We start from the raw sequence: 15,064 nt of genomic DNA, 5'->3' as shown, positions 1-15,064 counted from the left end.
ATGATTCGGATCGAGCGATCATTTACGACCCATTCGCAATGACCGGATCAGCCGGCGCTTCCCTCGTACCGCAGTACGACAACGGAATATTTATGGGGAACGTGCAGGATCGGATCGAGCGTCGACAGCCGGCGCAGCAAACTATCGGTCACGCTCCGGCGCGTCTCGTCGTCCGCGGCCGTCATCCAGGAGACGGACCGAATTTTCCCGCACCACTCCTCATGCGTAAACGGCAGCGTGTACTGATGCTCCCATTCGCCCGCGACGCGCAGCGAGTGGCTCTCCCATTCCGCGAACCAAGGAACCGGGAACCCGCATCTTCGCTCCTTTGTCTCCGCATACGATCCGGCCGGCCCGATGGCGATCCGATAACTCCGAACGATTTCGAATGTCGCCTGTGCCGCCTCCGAGTCAGGCAAAAATACCGAGTTGACCACGACCGCATGCCCGCCCGGCTCGCAGTGCGCGATTAAATTCCGGATGACGCGAACGCGGTCGAACCAATGCCATGCCCGAACGGCCGTGAACAGCGGGTATCGGCCCGGCAAAGCGAAGTCTTCGGCATGTGCATTGACATATTGAATGGAATCGATGCCATACCGCCGGTCCGAGCGAACCGCCTGCCCGATCAGAGCGAGAGACGGTTCGATCCCCGTTACCCACGCACCCCGCGATGCCAGCTAACGCGAGAACAGACCGGTCCCGGAACCAAGATCGACGACGGACTTGCCTTTCCATTCTATTCCTCTTTCCGCCAATTGGTCGAAGAGCGCATCCGGCAGCGGGTCCCGGTACTTCGCATAATCATCGGCCGCGCGTCCGAAATTCACTGTCATGCCAATCACCTCAATCCGAGGTTACACGATTTTCCATACGCTGTGGAAAACAATGAATTTTATCGGGCCGATCCAAGTTTTTTATTTGGGGCATGAGTGGAGCGTTTTTTAACCGGCTTGCAAGAATACGGTGCTTTTATCCGACAAATAGGAATGCGACGTTTTTTATTCGACAAACATGAATACGACGGATTTTATTCGACAAACAAGAATGTGACCTTTTATTATCCGACAAACAAGAATACGACTTTATTATCCAACCGGCATGAACGCGGCGAAGGTATCAGAGCTCGACGATCATATGGATATCCTTCGGCTCCTTCTCGAACAGTTCCGGGTCTACGCGTTCGGCAATCCGGCCGCCGATGCTCCGGTACAAGGAGACGGCGGATCTCGTTTCGGTCGAAGAAATATATAAAGATTTGGCCCCTCTCCCGATGGCCGTACGCCCAAGCTCGTTCATGATCCGGGTGGCGATGCCCCGCCTTCGATAGCCGCGCGAAACATACAGCAAGTCAATCTGCAACTGGTCTTGTTCCGGCCCCCGAAATCGGTAGGCAAGCACGCCGAAGCCCGCCAGCGTCTCGCCGTCGAACGCGCCGAACGCCGTTCCGCCGCGGCTCAATTCGTCGCGGTAACGCTGCCGCATCCGGTCCAGCAAATCCGCATTCCTGGCCGGGCATTCGTGACCGGCCGCGATCTCGCGCATCTCTCCGCCCCGCATTTCATAGATCAGATCGATATATTCGGACCGGTCGATATCCTGAAGCCGTTCCGCATCATCGATCGTCATCTGCCGATTAACGATCGTCTGCATCTGCCTCCGCCTCCCCCGTCTCGATCCAATACCGCTGAATGACCGTTCCCTTCACCGTATCCTCCGAATCCAGCACCCCGCCGTTGTTCAGAATCGTCTTGGCCGATCCGACATTCTCCTTGTCGCATGTGACCAGCGCTTTCGAAATGCCGAGTCCGCGGGCTTTGCGAAGCGCGAGCGCGAGCAGCCGGGTCGCATGCCCCTTCCTTCGCTCGCTCGGCCGTATGCCATAGCCGATATGCCCGCCGATCGTCAGCAGCTGCTCGTTCAACGTATGCCGAATATTGACCGCCCCCAACACCCTGCGATCCGCATTCACGAGCCAATAGGTCGAACTGTTCACCTTGCCGCTTCCGAGGTCGGATCCGGTCTTGAGCCGATGCAGCTCACGGAGAAAAGCATCGAAATCGGCGCAGTCGAATTTCAGCACGAACGGCACCATGTTCTCTCCGGTTTCCATCCATTCCCGAATCATGTCCAAATATTCATCCCGGTACTCCATCGATGGCTCGACCAGCTCATACCCGCTCACGGCAAACGACCTCCCTTTACCTCACGCCCCTAAGGACGGAATAAACCAACCTTTTCCTCAGCTTCCTGATCTGACGCTTGAACAAAATCGACAAATTTCCTTTTATCGTAGCGGAATAGGAAAACATTGTAAAGTGATATCGTAAATCGCCGGTTCCCTCATAAAATTGCCACTTCCCTCATCGCTCAAAACGGTTTGACCATCCGCCATGCAGCCCGACGCGCGCCGGGAGACGCCTGCGTCCGCATTCGAGAAAATGCTTCAGCGCCGCTTTGCCGATCATTCCATTCGCCCGCGCTTCGGGTTACAAATCGCCGCCGAGCTTTCGGTTCCAATCGAGGCGGTAACCGTACATCCAATCGTGCGATCGTTTGCTTGCCGACTTCAAGAAAAGGGGGAGCATCAGATCGCGAAAAACGTCTGCACCGGGTGCGTGGCGTGCTTGCGCTGTCCGATACTGCGCGAATACCGGACGATCCGATCCACCCGCTCCCGCCGCATACGCTGAAACGCGGAAAACGCGCGCTCCGTATTCTCGATATCCCTTATGCACAGCGCAAGCGCCATCGCGTCTTCCAGCGCCAGCGCCGCGCCCTGCCCGGCGTTCGGCGAAGTGGCGTGTATGGCGTCGCCGGCGAGGACGGCGAGTCCGCGATGCCACTCGTTCTGGGACGGCATGTCATAGATCGGATATACGCCGATCTCCGTATCCGTCCGCCGAATGATGTCCGGAACCGGCTCCGCATCGCCGGCGTACAGGTCGCGTATCATGCCCCTCCATTCCGCCTGCGGTATCGCCTGCAAATCCCGGCGCGTCGGCGTGCCCGGATATCCGATGTTGCCGAACCAGTAGATCTCTCCGTCCTCCCGCACCAGATAACCGAAAAACGCCTTGCTGCCGAACACCAGATGCTGCACGCCCGGTTCGTGCCGGACTTTGCCGCCGCGCGCGTAACCGCCGAAGCTGATGAGCCCCGTATACGACGGCTGCGCCGCCCCGGGCAGGATGATGCTGCGCACGGCGGAGTGCAGGCCGTCGCAGCCGACGAGGAAGTCTCCTTCGTCCGCAGACCCGTCGCGGAATACGGCCTCAACCCGGTTTCCCGACATCCGGATATCCGCGAGCCGGCAGCCGAAACGGATCGGAATGCCTTGCCGCTCCGCTTCTTCGCGCAGCGCTTTATGCAGAACGCCCCGCTTGACGGTATACCCGTGAGGTTCCCCGGACGATTGCACGAGCTGTCCCAGCCGTTTGCCTTTGCCGTTCCAAAAGCTCATCGTCCGCATTTCGAACCCTTCCTTGCGGATGAACGCATCCGCTCCCAACTCCTCGAGCACGCGTATGCCGTTCAGACCTACGTTCAGGAACAGTCCCGCATAATCGTCGGGCTCCGGCTGCGCTTCATAAACGACCGGCTCACATCCGGCCCGCTTCAGCATCATCGCCGCAGCGGGACCGGCTATGCCGCAGCCGATAATCAACGCCTTCTTCTTTCTTTTCATTCGGTTCGCCCTCCCGTTCAAGTCATCGCCGCAGATATCTTAAAAATTAAGATATCGTAGTTACGTACCTGTTATACCGATTTTGTACGGCTGCTTCTATTGTACGGCATGCGGCTCGGGTTCCGACAACTTCCCGAGACCGATTTTGCCCCCGGTCCCGGGTCGGATGCCGAGTACGCTCAAAGCAAGCAGTCTCGGCAACCGTCCGGCGGTTGTGCTATAATCGGGTATATTGCGGAACGGGGGAAACCTCATGAACGGCTCGAAAGAGAAACTGAACCGGGAGCTGCTGGACGCCTCCAAGCGGCTCTCTACCCAAACCGTATTGTTTCATCAGAACGTCGCCGCCTATCTGGGGCTCAACATTACGGATCACAAATGCCTGGACCTGGTGCTCGGCAAGGGCCGGGTGACGGCCGGACAACTGGCCGAATTGACGAAGCTGACGACGGGCGCGATCACAAGCGTGCTGAATCGGCTGGAGGAAGCGGGGTATATCCGCCGGGTCAAAGATCCTGCCGACCGGCGGGTCGTCCTTGTCGAACCGGTCTATGAAAATTTGCGTCCGCTTCACGACGTGTTCGGCCCTCTGGGCGAGGCCATGTCCGAGCTTCATGCGCGGTACCGACCGGAAGAGCTGCGCATCATCCTCGATTATGTCGACAGAGCCTGCCAGGTGCTCGTGCGCCAGGCGGAATTGCTTGAGAGGAAAAGCGAGCGGCAGGTCCCGAACAAATAATTCGAACAAGTCATATTCTGTCATATTGTCGGAGCGCCGGAGGAGCCTCGATATATTTACATGAAGGAGAGTGCGGCTCGTGCGCGAAACCTGCGTTCCGACCGGCACGGCACTAAAAGACACCGGCTTTGGTTATACGTTGTCTGTTATAGGCGAGTCGGAATCGGAAATAAAAGGGTGTAGTCTTTAAACTGAGGAGAACAACGATCGGAAGCAGCAAACCGTAGATATGGGCAACCGCGCGCAAACCGGACTGAACCAGGTAGCAAGAAACGAGGCCGAAACCGGCACAATCATCAAAATCGGCGTACTCGGCAAGGGACGGGTGCGGGTTGATCGGGAGCGGAACAGGCGGACGGAGGGAACGGCCGGAACCGGCTCGGTTCAGGTCGCAAGCGAGATAGAATCGGGCGACGACGCCATGGTAACGGCGGGAGAAGGAAGCCGCTTTCCGTCCTCCCGCCCGCGGGCTACAGCTATAGATGCCGCAATTTATCCGGATTCGCCACGGAATAGATGCTTCGTATCTTGCCGTGGCGGAAAGCGAAGGAATAGACGTGCCGATCGCCGTCGTCCGTGACGAGCATTAATCCCGGCGAACCGTTTACGAGCAAAAAGTCGAGCGCAAATCTCCCTTCGTACATCTTGAGCAAATTTTGAATCAGTTTGAAGACCAAATCGAAGCCGGCCACAGGCACTTGTGCGGCCTTCGCTTTGCCTCCGCCGTCGGAATACATCACGACATTTTCGCCGACCAGCTCCAGCAGCTTTCGCATATTCCCTTCGAACATGGAATTCACGAACGCCTTGATCTTTTCCTCGGCGATCGGGAGCGGCGGATGTTCGGCGGGATCGAAATGAATGCTGTTCCGGGCGCGATGGAAAATTTGGCGGCAGTTGACGCTACTTTTGCCGACGATCTCCGAAATTTCGCCGAACGAATAATGGAAAATTTCGCGCAGCAAGAACACCGCTCTCTCCACCGCGCCCAGCTGCTGCAGCAGCAAAAGGTAAGCGGTGGATATCGATTCCCGCTGCAAATATTCGTCAGAAGGATCGATCGAACCGTTATCGATCAGCGGCTCCGGAAGCCATGGTCCGACGTACAGCTCCCGTTTCCTGGCCGAGGAGCGCAGCAGATCAAGACAGCGGTTCGTGACAATTTTGTACAAGTAGGCTCTTTCGTTCCGGATAGCGCTGCGGTCCGGCAATTGATCGTAGCTCAGAAACGCGTCCTGCACGACGTCCTCCGCATCCATCACGCTCCCCAACATGCGGTAAGCCAGCGAGAAAAGAGGCGTTTTATATTCGTGATACAAAGCTTCGATTTCCATCGGCCATCGTCTCCTTGCTTTCCCGGGATAAAAGATGCCGGACAGCCCTCTTCGCGCTTGCGGTTGCGGCATCCGCCAATACTTCACCGTGCGACGCCCATTCTCCTGCCACATACAAGCCTTCGATTTGCGGGACGGCCGGACCGGGATTCTCCCGGCGCTTCATATGCATGAAATCGTGGCTAACCGTAATTTTCGGCAAATATTGCTTGACGATCAATTCGCTTCTCCAGCCCGGCTGAACGAGATCCAGCGTCTGTTCCAGGTCCCGCAAATCCCGGTCCGCATCCGTCTCTTTGCCCTGGTACTTGATGACGGCTACGACCTGCGCTCCGTCGTCGCTCAAGTGAGCCGCGCGCGACTGGTTCGACAGAAAGACCGTTTGGTCGATGCCGTACACGAGCTGCCGCTTCGGATCGGGAAGACGCCGCAAGGCGACATCGAGACAGGCGGCCGTCACTTCGATCACCTGCTCTTTCCACGTCTTCAGAGCGGTCGCATCCGCGCCGGGCACAAGCCGGCAGGCGGCCGCGGGCGGAACCGCGAGCACAACGTTCGCCGCCTCGATGATCGTACCGTCCTCGCATCGGACATGCCGTACGGAGCCTTCGCGGTGCTCGACCGCAACCGCCTTGCTGTCGGCGAGCAGCTTCACGCCGAGCCCCGCCGCGGTCTCCGACAATTCCTCGACGATCGATCCAAACCCTCGGTCCAAATACAGGATTCCCCGAACGGCATTCTGCAGATGCCGCAATACAGGGCCCGCAGCCAGCAAGTCGGGTGCCGTCACAAAACTGGTGCGCAGCAATGCGTAGAACAGATGCCGCACCATCGGGTCGCGCATATTCCCTTCGATCCATTCCCGGAGGCTGGTCCGCTCGTACCGATAGGTGTCCAGCTTGCCGAGCTTTGCGAGCCAGGATGCCAGCTCCAGCTTTCCTTTCCACGACAGGAAAGGAGTGGCGAACAACGATTTGACCCCCGTAGGGAGCGCAAGCAGCTTCCCTTTCCATATCCCCCAAGCGTCGGCCGAGGCCCACCCGCCCTGCAAGCGCAGCCCCAGCTCGCGAAACGTGTCGTATGCGTCTCCTCTATACAGAGCATGCCCGCCGAGGCTGAAATATGCGCCTTTCTTCTTGACGGTCACGGCCCGGCCGCCGAAACGCTCCCCTTTTTCGATAACGGCCGTCTTTTTGCCCACCCTTGCGGCATAGACGGCCGCCGTCAGTCCGGCCACACCCCCGCCCACGATAGCTACATCAACCTTTTGCATCTGCTATCATTCCTTTCGATCGTTTGACCGTATGACGGGCAAGGGGGGCGAAGTGTGACAGCTTTCAGGATGTTTTTTCTGATGATGACGAACAGTTGGGTGAAATCATATTTTCAGAGAAAATGAAGTTGAAAAAGCTTGGTTTGTCAAGGGGCGATTCCACAATTTCTGATAATGACTGTCGCGAAATGAGCCTTAACATCCCCTTTGCTCATAATTTCTGATAATACCCTCAAAGCCGTCTGCATAATTATGCAGCGCTATTCCTAATGAAAGCTGCTTCTAAATTTCCGCGACGCTTCCATCCGGGTTATAACCAGGCTCGTGCTGCTTGAAGGTATATGGGTATTTCTCGAATGCCTCTTCATTAAGCTCGATGCCGAGGCCCGGCCCTTCCGGCAAAGCAAAAAAACCGTTCTCCGGTTTGAACGACAAATTGCAGATATCCGGCCGTGCGTATACCGAATGGGCCGCAAACTCCGGAATCGCGAAATTTTGCGTGGCTGCGCTGACATGCAGGCTCGCCGCCGTAGCAACCGGTCCGTTGGGATTGTGAGGCGCAAGCTTGATATGATACGGCTCCACCATCGAAGCGATTTTACGGATCTCCGTAATGCCTCCGCAGTGGCAAATAGCGGGCTGGGCAAAATCGATCAACTGATTTTCGACCACCTCGCGGTACTCGAAACGGGTAAACAGGCGCTCACCGGCCGCTATCGGCACATTACTTGAATTCTCGCGGATTCTTTTATAGGCGGCAGCGTTCTCGGGAGCGATCGGTTCTTCGAAGAAATAGACATGATGTTTGGCGGCAGTCCCATCCCATCACACCATATGAAAACGAATTCATATAAAAGGTTTGTCTTCGCAATGAGCATGAGTTAGAGGTCGGTTCATCGCCAGCGTACCTTCCTTCCGTCATGATCTTGTACTTTTAGACGCCAATTCCTCCGGCCGCATCGCCTTCAGCTGCTGTTCGTAAAGCTTCCGATACAGTCCGCCCTCCTGCAGCAGCTGGCGGTGCGTACCGCGCTGCACGATCATGCCTTCGTCGACGACCAGAATTTGATCCGCCCGCACGACCGTCGCCAGCCGATGGGCGATGATGAACGTCGTGCGTCCCTGCATTAGCCGTTCCAGCGCTTCGGTCACGAGCGCCTCCGATTCCGAGTCGAGCGCCGACGTCGCCTCGTCGAGAATCAAGATGCGCGGGTCCTTCAAGAGCGCCCGGGCGATGGCGAGCCGCTGCTTCTGCCCGCCCGACAGCCGCATCCCGCGCTCGCCGATAACCGTGTCGTAGCCGTCCTTGAACTGCATGATAAATTCGTGCGCGTTGGCCGATTGCGCCGCCCCGATCAAATCCGCTTCCGTCGCGTTCGGCCGGCCGTAGACGAGATTTTCCCGAATCGTTCCGGAGAACAGGATGTTGTCCTGGAGCACGATCGCGATATGCTTGCGAAGGTCGTCCAACCGATATTCCCGAATGTCTGCCCCGTCGATCAGCACCACGCCCGCTGCAGGATCGTAGAACCGCGGAATCATGTTGGCGATCGTCGTCTTGCCCGCGCCGCTCGGACCGACGAGCGCAATCGTCTGCCCAGCGTCCGCCCGGAACGTGACGTCCGCGATGCCGCGCCGTTCCTCGAGACGAACTTCGGGCGGCTTCGGCCGCATATTCGTCGGTTTCCAGAAGAACTTTCCCGGCGGCTGCTCGCGCTCGATAATCTCAGGCTGCTGCCCCCACCCCTTGCCGTCAGGGAAGACGAAGTTTCGCATCGTGTACGTGTACGTAACGCGGTCGAATTCGACGACTCCCCGGCAGTTTGGTATCGGCCGAGCTTGCGCCTTCTCGACAACGTCGGGCTGCTCGTCGAACAACTCAAACACGCGCTCGATGTTCGTGATCGCGTTCTGGATTGTCACGTTGACATCGGCGAACCGTTGAATCGGCCCGTACAGGTTGCCGAGCAGCATGTTGAACGCGACGATCTCGCCCGCGGTCATCTGTCCGCGCAGACGAGCCCGCCCCCGACGAGCCAAATCAGCAGACCGCCCGCGTGGGCGAACGATTCGCTGAGCCGGCCTAAGGTGTTCGAATACAACATCGCCGCGACCGTATGCTTGTAATGCTGCTTCGTCTGCCGCTCGAACCGTTCCTTCTCCAGCTTCTCGCCGTTGAACGCCTGCACGACCCGAATGCCGCCCATCCGTTCGACAAGCGTGCCGGATACGCGTTCAAGCTGGCGGTGAACCGCCCGCCAGGCGAGCCGGATTCGGACATTCATGTTTGTGAAGGACAAATAATAGAACGGCATAATCGCGAGCGAAATTAACGCCAGCATCGCATTCATGCGGAACAGCAGCACCGCCGCGAACCCTACGAGCAGCAGATCGAGCACCAGGTTGATGATGCCGCCACCGACCAAATTCTGCGCTCCGCCGATGTCGTGAATGACGCGAGACGACAGCGCTCCGACTTGCCGCTGCTCGTAGAAGCCGACGGACATGCGCTGCAGATGGTCGTACAGTTCACGGCGCAGCTTCATCATCATGCGGTTACCCAGAATGGCGGAGCTGTAATTGCGCGCGAAGTTGACGGCTACGCCGGCGAACAGGATGGCGGCCATCCAACCGACCGTCTCGTACAAGCCGGGACCGCTCTTACCCGCCAGCACGTCGTCGATCAACGTCTGGGTGAAGAGAGGGAGCGATAGCGGACCGGCGAATTGCAAGATGCCGAGCAGGATGATAAAGCCGATCATCCACCAATATGACCTGGCCCACAGCATGTAACGTTTAACCGGACTCATCGTGTCCACCTCCGTCTGAGCGCGCGTTCGCCGCTCTCCTGTGCTTCTCACGGGAAACGGCAGCCGGAATAAGGCCGGACTGCCGTTCTTCTCGTCATGTTTTAGGAACCGCTCTGCTTGCAATAACGGAAATGATCGAAGTCGACGTATCCGCCGGCTTCCTTCGTCGCATAGTTGTACAACCCGATCCGGCAGCCCATAAAGTGATCCAACGTATATTTCAACTGCAGCCGGCGGCCGATCGGATGCCAGTTTTCGCCGTCCGCGGAGTAATAGAACTCGGCCTGATCCGCGCTGTTCTCGAAGTCGAATGCGATCCTCAGGAAAATCGCGCCGCCCTCGTATCGGATGCGCTCGACCGTTGCTTCGGCGCCGTCTTCCGCTGCCGCGGTCATCGCGACGTAACGGCTGCCGTCTTCGTCTACCTGCATGCCGACGGTGCCGAAATGACGTTGCAGCGCGACCATGCCGGCTCGGTCGCCCGGCTTCATGCGAGAGACGTCCATCGATGCCGTCGCCGCGCAGCGCGGCCCTTCCGTCCGCTGCGTCAACGTGTTGCGCGCGAACTCAACGCTGCGCGCCGGACGTCCCGTCGTCAGCCGCAGATGCCCCGGACGCGCCGTGACCGACCACAGCCGGTTGTCGGGATTATGGTTCCATTGCCAGTTTAGCGCCAATTTGTTCTCGGCATAGTCGAAGTCGTCGCTAATGACGAGCGGTGTCGGTTCCGCGTCCGGCAGCAACGCTTCGAACGCCCGCGGTGCCTTGCCCTCCGCGCCGAACACCGGCCAATCGTCCTCCCATCGAACCGGCACGACGCAAGGTATACGGCCGACGGCGTCATGATCCTGGAACAGAACGGCATACCATTCGCCCGCCGGCGTGTCGACGATGCCGCCTTGCGCGACGCCGTTGTTGAGGTAGCCCATGTCGTCGTCGAGCACGATCCGGCGCTCGTACGGTCCCAGCAATTCCTTCGAACGATAGACGAGCTGTCGGCGGCGGCGGTTGCCGGAATTCGGCCATTCGATGAAGAACAAATAATAATAACCGTTCAGTTTATACGCATGGCAGCCTTCGCAGCGCAGACCGATCCCTTCCCGCTCTGTCTCGAACAGCAAGCGATTGATGCCGCACGGCTTCAGCGCCGTCGCATCCGGCGTCAGCTCCGCGATGCGGATATCGCCGTTGCCGTAGAAGACGTAGACGCGACCGTCGTCATCGAACAGCAAGCCCGGGTCATGGTGAAGGCCGCCGAGAACGGATCGTTCCCACCGCCCGTTCTCGATGTCGTTCGTTCGGTAGACGTAGAATCGGTTCATATCGTTGCACGAAAAACCGACATAATACGTTCCGTTATGGTAACGCAGGCTGGCAGCCCACGAGCCTTTGCCGTAAATGCCTTTGCCGTCGAGCAAATTGTGCGCGTCGTTGTCCTCTAGCGTATCGAAGACATAGTTCACAAGTTCCCAGTCCTTCAAGTTTTCCGACTTCATGATTGGACAGCCCGGCATCGAATGCATGCTCGTGCTGACCATATAGAATGTTGTCCCGACGCGGATAACGCTGACGTCCGGCACGTCGGCCCAGATGACCGGACTCGTAATCGTCGTCTTGTCCATCGCTTATCGCGCCCCCGTCTTCGCGGCCTCGAGGGCGTTCCAGAACGACTGCTTGGGCTTGTGGTTCGTATCGAACAGGAACGGCCAGTTTTTTCGTCCGCGCACCGGGAAGCCGTCCAGCCACGTAAAGTCGTCTGCCGCTCCCCAGAACGTTACGGAATCGATATGCTGCCGGTATTCGGCAAGCAGCCGGAACAACTGTCCGTATCGTTCCGCTTGCCGTTCCAGCATCGCAGCCGTCGGTTCCTTCAAGTCGGTGCGCCGGTCGTCGTGCAGAAAAACAGAGACGTCCAGCTCGGTAACATGCAGCCGCACATCGAGGCTGGCGTAGCGCTCGATTGCCTCGCGTATATGGTCGATCGACGGATGCTCCAAGTTCCAGTGCGCCTGCAGCCCGACGCCGTGTATCGGCACGCCCTTCTCCTTTAGCGACTTGACCAAGGCATAAATTTTCTCACGCTTCGCTGGCACGGATTCGTTGTAGTCGTTATAGAACAGAAGCGCCCCCGGATCTGCGGCATGTGCATATTCGAACGCCTTGGCGATGAAATCCTCGCCCGCGATGTCGAGCCATTTCGACGGCCGGAGCTGCTCCCCTTCTTTGTCGGATACCGCTTCGTTGACGACGTCCCACGCGTAGATCTCCCCCTTGTACCGGGTCACGACCGTATCGATATGCGACTTCATCCTGGCGAGCAGCGTATCCCGGTCAGCCGTGCCGCCGTCCTTGCCTTCGAACACCCAACCCGGCGTCTGGTTATGCCAGACGAGCGTATGACCGCGAAGCCCCATTCCGTGCGCCTTGGCGAACGCCGCAATGCGATCCGCACGCTCGAACGTGTATCGCCCCTCTTCCGGATGCAGGCTTTCAAACTTCATCTCGTTCTCCGCCGTCACGCTGTTGTAATGATAGGCAAGCAGTTCTCGCTGCTTCTCGATCGTCATCGGATTGATAGCCGCGCCGATCAAGAATTGATCCTTGAACGCTTCGTGAAGCTTCGGCAGCGCTTGCAAATTCGATTCCGTCATTCCTGTTCAGCTCCTTCCTTTATACCAGTCTTGCGAAACAAGCCCTATCATGACGCTTACATTGCATTGCATTGCCTTGTTGTCTCACTCGTTAAGTTATAGGTTGACACCGCTCGCATTAGCCGTTACTCTTCGCTCTTCCGGACGATCTCCTCCAGCTTCGACGGATCGACGACCGCCCAGAACGCCGGCTTCGCGTGCAGCTGCTTGTCGAACAGGAGCGGCGCGTCCATGCGTCCTTGCACGGGGAAGTTGTGCAGCCACGTATGGTCGTCCGCGATCCCCCAGAAGACGACGCCGCCGAGGATGCCCTTGTTAGCCTTGAAGGCGTCGAACAACTCGCGGTACCGCTCCGCCTGCCGATTGACGATATATGAGGGGACGTCATCGCCGTAATCGCCGCGGTCGTTCCAGGCGTACAAGCTCATGTCCAGCTCGGTCACCAGGTTATCGAGGCCGAGTTCGGCGAACTTCTTCATTGACTCAATGATGTTGGCGACGAGCGGACCGTGGACGCTGATATGTGTCTGATGGCCGACGCCGTCGATCGGCACGCCCTTGTCGAGCATATCCTTGACCAAGCCGTACAGGATGTCCCGCTTCCGCGGATCGTCCGTACCGTAGTCGTTAATGTACAGCATGACATCCGGTCCGCCCGCTTCGCGCGCGGCGCGGAACGCCGTCTCAATGTAGTCGGTCCCCGCGATCTTGTACCAGTCGCTGGCTCGCATGCCGTCCGGATCGCCGGGTTCGACGACCTCGTTCACGACGTCCCAGGACTTGATGTCGTCCTTGTACCTTCCGACGATCGTGCGGACATGCTTGTCGAGCCGCTCCAAGAGCAGTTTCTTGTTCGTCTCGCGCTTCGCCGGATCGGTCTCGTCGACCATCGGTTTGCCGTCGGGATCCTTGAAGAACCACGCCCCGACCTGGTTATGCCAGACGAGCGCATGGAAGCGTACCGCCATCCCGTTCGTCTTGGCGAATTCCACAATCTTGTCCGCGTTGGTCCAATTGTAGCTGTCCTCGGTCGGGTGGATCGCGTCCGGCTTCATGACGTTCTCCGCGACGATCATGTTGACGTGCTTCTTCAGCAGATCGGCCTTCAGTCCCGCCAGCTGGCCCGGCTCGACCGCCGCGCCGATCGGGAAGAATTCCGCGTACGTTTCCGCAAGCGATGGGATGTCCGCCTCGACCGAAGGCACCGGCGGTTTTTCAGCTGCGACGGGATCGTCCGCGGACGCTTCCGCCACAGGCGCCTCATCTTGCCCTGCCGCATCCGCTCCCCCGTCAGCGGGTTGTCCCGTCTCGTTGCCGGCCGCGATCGTCCCCGCATCGGCGGCCGCCGCTTTGCCTGAACCGCCGTCCGCGTCACCGCCTGCCGATTCCGGGCCGCTCGTCGCCAGCCAGTACGCGGCGATCGCGACGAGAAGCGCGGCCAAGACGAGCAGGATCGCATTCCTTCCAGCTCTACTTGAATTCAACAAAGGATCTGCCTCCCTTCTCTTGAGCTGAGGCGGCGATGGACCGCATCGCAAAGCCGTTACGTCGAGGTTAACCGAGAAATTCCCTAGCGGCCTTACCCGACGATGCCGGTGCGCTCGATACTCTCGACGAAGTACCGCTGTACGAACAAGTAAATAATAATGAGCGGCAGAATCGCTAGCAGAATGCCGGTATCTTGCACCATGCTCAAGTAGAACGGATCGTCTCCGACCTCAACGCCGTCCACGACCATGATTCGCAAGTTATACGGCAAGGAAGTCAGCATCAACGACATCACTTTGCTCGACGTTAAATACGTGGTCGTGAAGAAGCTGTCGTTCCATTGCCAAACGAACGAGAACAGCGTCACCGTAATGATGGCCGGCATCGCGTTCGGCAGCATGATGCGGAGGAACGTCGTCCCGACGCTCGCACCGTCGATGTACGCCGCTTCCTCGACCTCCTTCGGAATTCCGCGGAAGAACTGCCGGAAAATAAAAATGTACAGTCCTGCCTTCAGCGAATTCGCCGTAATCGACGTTAGGATGAACGGCCAATAGCTGTTTAGCAGATTGACCGGCTTGCCGCCGGTAAAAAGCGGAATCAGTCCCATTAACGTAAAATCTTTGAGGTTCATATAAATCGGGATCAGTATCGTTGTCGGCGGCACGAGAATGGTGAGCACGACGCCTGCAAACAGCAAGCCGCTCCCTTTAAATTTCAGCCGCGCGAACGCATAGCCCGCCAGCGCGCAGGAAGCGGCGGTCAGTATCGTCGTCGTGGCCGACAGCGAGAACGTGTTCAGCAACGTCTCCCAATAATCCATGATTTGCATGGCGTATCGGAAGTTGGAGAGCGTATAGTTCTCGGGCACCCAGACGACGATTGGCGAATAAAGATCCGCTTTGTCCTTGATCGCCGTCGCGATTTTCTGCAGGATCGGATACAAGATGATGAACGATAAGCCCGCGATCAGCACGAGTCGGACAATCGACCAGATCCCCCGTTTCCAGCTTTCCAGCGATAGGAATCGGGCTAATCGCTGCTTCCGGCTCTCCGCCGTAAACCATCGGTTCAATAGCAT

Annotated in this window: 14 protein-coding genes and 2 pseudogenes; 2 read left to right on the top strand and 14 right to left on the bottom strand. The window is 58.1% G+C overall.

Going from position 1 to position 15,064, the window contains the following annotated elements; all coding sequences use genetic code 11:
• Positions 1-47: 47 nt before the first annotated feature.
• The 5 genes from PACILC2_RS26950 to PACILC2_RS13965 all read right to left on the bottom strand — a co-directional run bounded on the left by PACILC2_RS26950 (position 48) and on the right by PACILC2_RS13965 (position 3,688).
• Positions 48-548, bottom strand: a complete 501-nt coding sequence (locus tag PACILC2_RS26950) for a hypothetical protein (RefSeq protein WP_244863509.1) — start codon at positions 546-548, stop codon at positions 48-50.
• Between the two features lie 132 nt (positions 549-680).
• Complete coding sequence (locus PACILC2_RS26945) at positions 681-836, bottom strand: hypothetical protein (protein ID WP_244863508.1); 156 nt, start codon at positions 834-836, stop codon at positions 681-683.
• 283 nt (positions 837-1,119) lie between these two features.
• Positions 1,120-1,653: a GNAT family N-acetyltransferase gene (locus PACILC2_RS13975; RefSeq protein ID WP_213529188.1), complete on the bottom strand. Its 534-nt coding sequence runs from the start codon at positions 1,651-1,653 to the stop codon at positions 1,120-1,122.
• The gene (locus PACILC2_RS13970) at positions 1,637-2,155 is read right to left on the bottom strand and encodes a GNAT family N-acetyltransferase (protein ID WP_213529197.1); all 519 of its coding nucleotides are present in this window, start codon (positions 2,153-2,155) and stop codon (positions 1,637-1,639) included. The genes PACILC2_RS13975 and PACILC2_RS13970 overlap by 17 nt, the downstream gene beginning before the upstream one ends.
• 432 nt (positions 2,156-2,587) lie before the next feature.
• On the bottom strand, positions 2,588-3,688 hold the full coding sequence (locus PACILC2_RS13965; protein ID WP_244863507.1) for an FAD-dependent oxidoreductase: 1,101 nt from the start codon (positions 3,686-3,688) through the stop codon (positions 2,588-2,590).
• Positions 3,689-3,941: 253 nt separating this feature from the next.
• Between PACILC2_RS13965 and PACILC2_RS13960 the strand changes: the two genes are divergently transcribed.
• On the top strand, positions 3,942-4,427 hold the full coding sequence (locus PACILC2_RS13960; protein WP_062494784.1) for a MarR family winged helix-turn-helix transcriptional regulator: 486 nt from the start codon (positions 3,942-3,944) through the stop codon (positions 4,425-4,427).
• Between the two features lie 79 nt (positions 4,428-4,506).
• A pseudogene (locus tag PACILC2_RS26940) lies at positions 4,507-4,581 on the top strand (winged helix-turn-helix transcriptional regulator); the annotation flags it as partial.
• 322 nt (positions 4,582-4,903) lie between these two features.
• Here PACILC2_RS26940 and sigJ read toward each other — a convergent pair.
• The 9 genes and pseudogenes from sigJ to PACILC2_RS13915 all read right to left on the bottom strand — a co-directional run bounded on the left by sigJ (position 4,904) and on the right by PACILC2_RS13915 (position 15,064).
• Positions 4,904-5,761 (bottom strand): RNA polymerase sigma factor SigJ, encoded by an 858-nt coding sequence (sigJ, locus tag PACILC2_RS13955; RefSeq protein WP_213529187.1) that lies wholly within the window; start codon positions 5,759-5,761, stop codon positions 4,904-4,906.
• Positions 5,730-7,034, bottom strand: coding sequence for a phytoene desaturase family protein (locus PACILC2_RS13950; RefSeq protein WP_213529186.1), 1,305 nt, complete (start codon positions 7,032-7,034; stop codon positions 5,730-5,732). The genes sigJ and PACILC2_RS13950 overlap by 32 nt, the downstream gene beginning before the upstream one ends.
• Before the next feature lie 282 nt (positions 7,035-7,316).
• Positions 7,317-7,832: pseudogene (locus tag PACILC2_RS13945) on the bottom strand (enolase C-terminal domain-like protein); the annotation flags it as partial.
• A gap of 120 nt (positions 7,833-7,952) precedes the next feature.
• A complete protein-coding gene (locus tag PACILC2_RS13940) occupies positions 7,953-9,074 on the bottom strand; it encodes an ABC transporter ATP-binding protein (protein WP_244863506.1) in 1,122 nt (373 codons plus the stop codon).
• On the bottom strand, positions 9,035-9,844 hold the full coding sequence (locus PACILC2_RS13935) for an ABC transporter transmembrane domain-containing protein (RefSeq protein ID WP_213529185.1): 810 nt from the start codon (positions 9,842-9,844) through the stop codon (positions 9,035-9,037). Before PACILC2_RS13935 ends, PACILC2_RS13940 begins: the two co-directional genes overlap by 40 nt.
• Before the next feature lie 101 nt (positions 9,845-9,945).
• Entirely contained in the window at positions 9,946-11,466 is a 1,521-nt protein-coding gene (locus PACILC2_RS13930) for a glycoside hydrolase family 43 protein (RefSeq protein ID WP_213529184.1), read from the bottom strand.
• 3 nt (positions 11,467-11,469) lie between these two features.
• Positions 11,470-12,495, bottom strand: a complete 1,026-nt coding sequence (locus PACILC2_RS13925) for an endo-1,4-beta-xylanase (protein WP_213529183.1) — start codon at positions 12,493-12,495, stop codon at positions 11,470-11,472.
• A 125-nt stretch (positions 12,496-12,620) separates the two neighbouring features.
• Positions 12,621-13,979, bottom strand: a complete 1,359-nt coding sequence (locus PACILC2_RS13920; RefSeq protein ID WP_244863505.1) for a glycoside hydrolase family 10 protein — start codon at positions 13,977-13,979, stop codon at positions 12,621-12,623.
• Positions 13,980-14,074: 95 nt separating this feature from the next.
• Positions 14,075-15,064, bottom strand: coding sequence for a carbohydrate ABC transporter permease (locus PACILC2_RS13915; protein ID WP_213529182.1), 990 nt, complete (start codon positions 15,062-15,064; stop codon positions 14,075-14,077).

The sequence above is a fragment of the Paenibacillus cisolokensis genome (assembly GCF_018403665.1).
Lineage (GTDB): Bacteria > Bacillota > Bacilli > Paenibacillales > Paenibacillaceae > Paenibacillus_AH > Paenibacillus_AH cisolokensis.
Note: the sequence above shows the minus strand (reverse complement) of the source record. Positions and strands in the feature narration are given on the sequence as shown.

What these genes read in the sequence shown, in the direction of transcription:
- PACILC2_RS26945 (WP_244863508.1), bottom strand. Translation starts at nt 836, where the DNA reads ATGACAGTGAATTTCGGACGCGCGGCCGATGATTATGCGAAGTACCGG.
- PACILC2_RS13975 (WP_213529188.1), bottom strand. Translation starts at nt 1,653, where the DNA reads ATGCAGACGATCGTTAATCGGCAGATGACGATCGATGATGCGGAACGG.
- PACILC2_RS13970 (WP_213529197.1), bottom strand. Translation starts at nt 2,155, where the DNA reads ATGGAGTACCGGGATGAATATTTGGACATGATTCGGGAATGGATGGAA.
- PACILC2_RS13965 (WP_244863507.1), bottom strand. Translation starts at nt 3,688, where the DNA reads ATGAAAAGAAAGAAGAAGGCGTTGATTATCGGCTGCGGCATAGCCGGT.
- PACILC2_RS13960 (WP_062494784.1), top strand. Translation starts at nt 3,942, where the DNA reads ATGAACGGCTCGAAAGAGAAACTGAACCGGGAGCTGCTGGACGCCTCC.
- sigJ (WP_213529187.1), bottom strand. Translation starts at nt 5,761, where the DNA reads ATGGAAATCGAAGCTTTGTATCACGAATATAAAACGCCTCTTTTCTCG.
- PACILC2_RS13950 (WP_213529186.1), bottom strand. Translation starts at nt 7,034, where the DNA reads ATGCAAAAGGTTGATGTAGCTATCGTGGGCGGGGGTGTGGCCGGACTG.
- PACILC2_RS13935 (WP_213529185.1), bottom strand. Translation starts at nt 9,844, where the DNA reads ATGAGTCCGGTTAAACGTTACATGCTGTGGGCCAGGTCATATTGGTGG.
- PACILC2_RS13930 (WP_213529184.1), bottom strand. Translation starts at nt 11,466, where the DNA reads ATGGACAAGACGACGATTACGAGTCCGGTCATCTGGGCCGACGTGCCG.
- PACILC2_RS13925 (WP_213529183.1), bottom strand. Translation starts at nt 12,495, where the DNA reads ATGACGGAATCGAATTTGCAAGCGCTGCCGAAGCTTCACGAAGCGTTC.
- PACILC2_RS13915 (WP_213529182.1), bottom strand. Translation starts at nt 15,064, where the DNA reads ATGCTATTGAACCGATGGTTTACGGCGGAGAGCCGGAAGCAGCGATTA.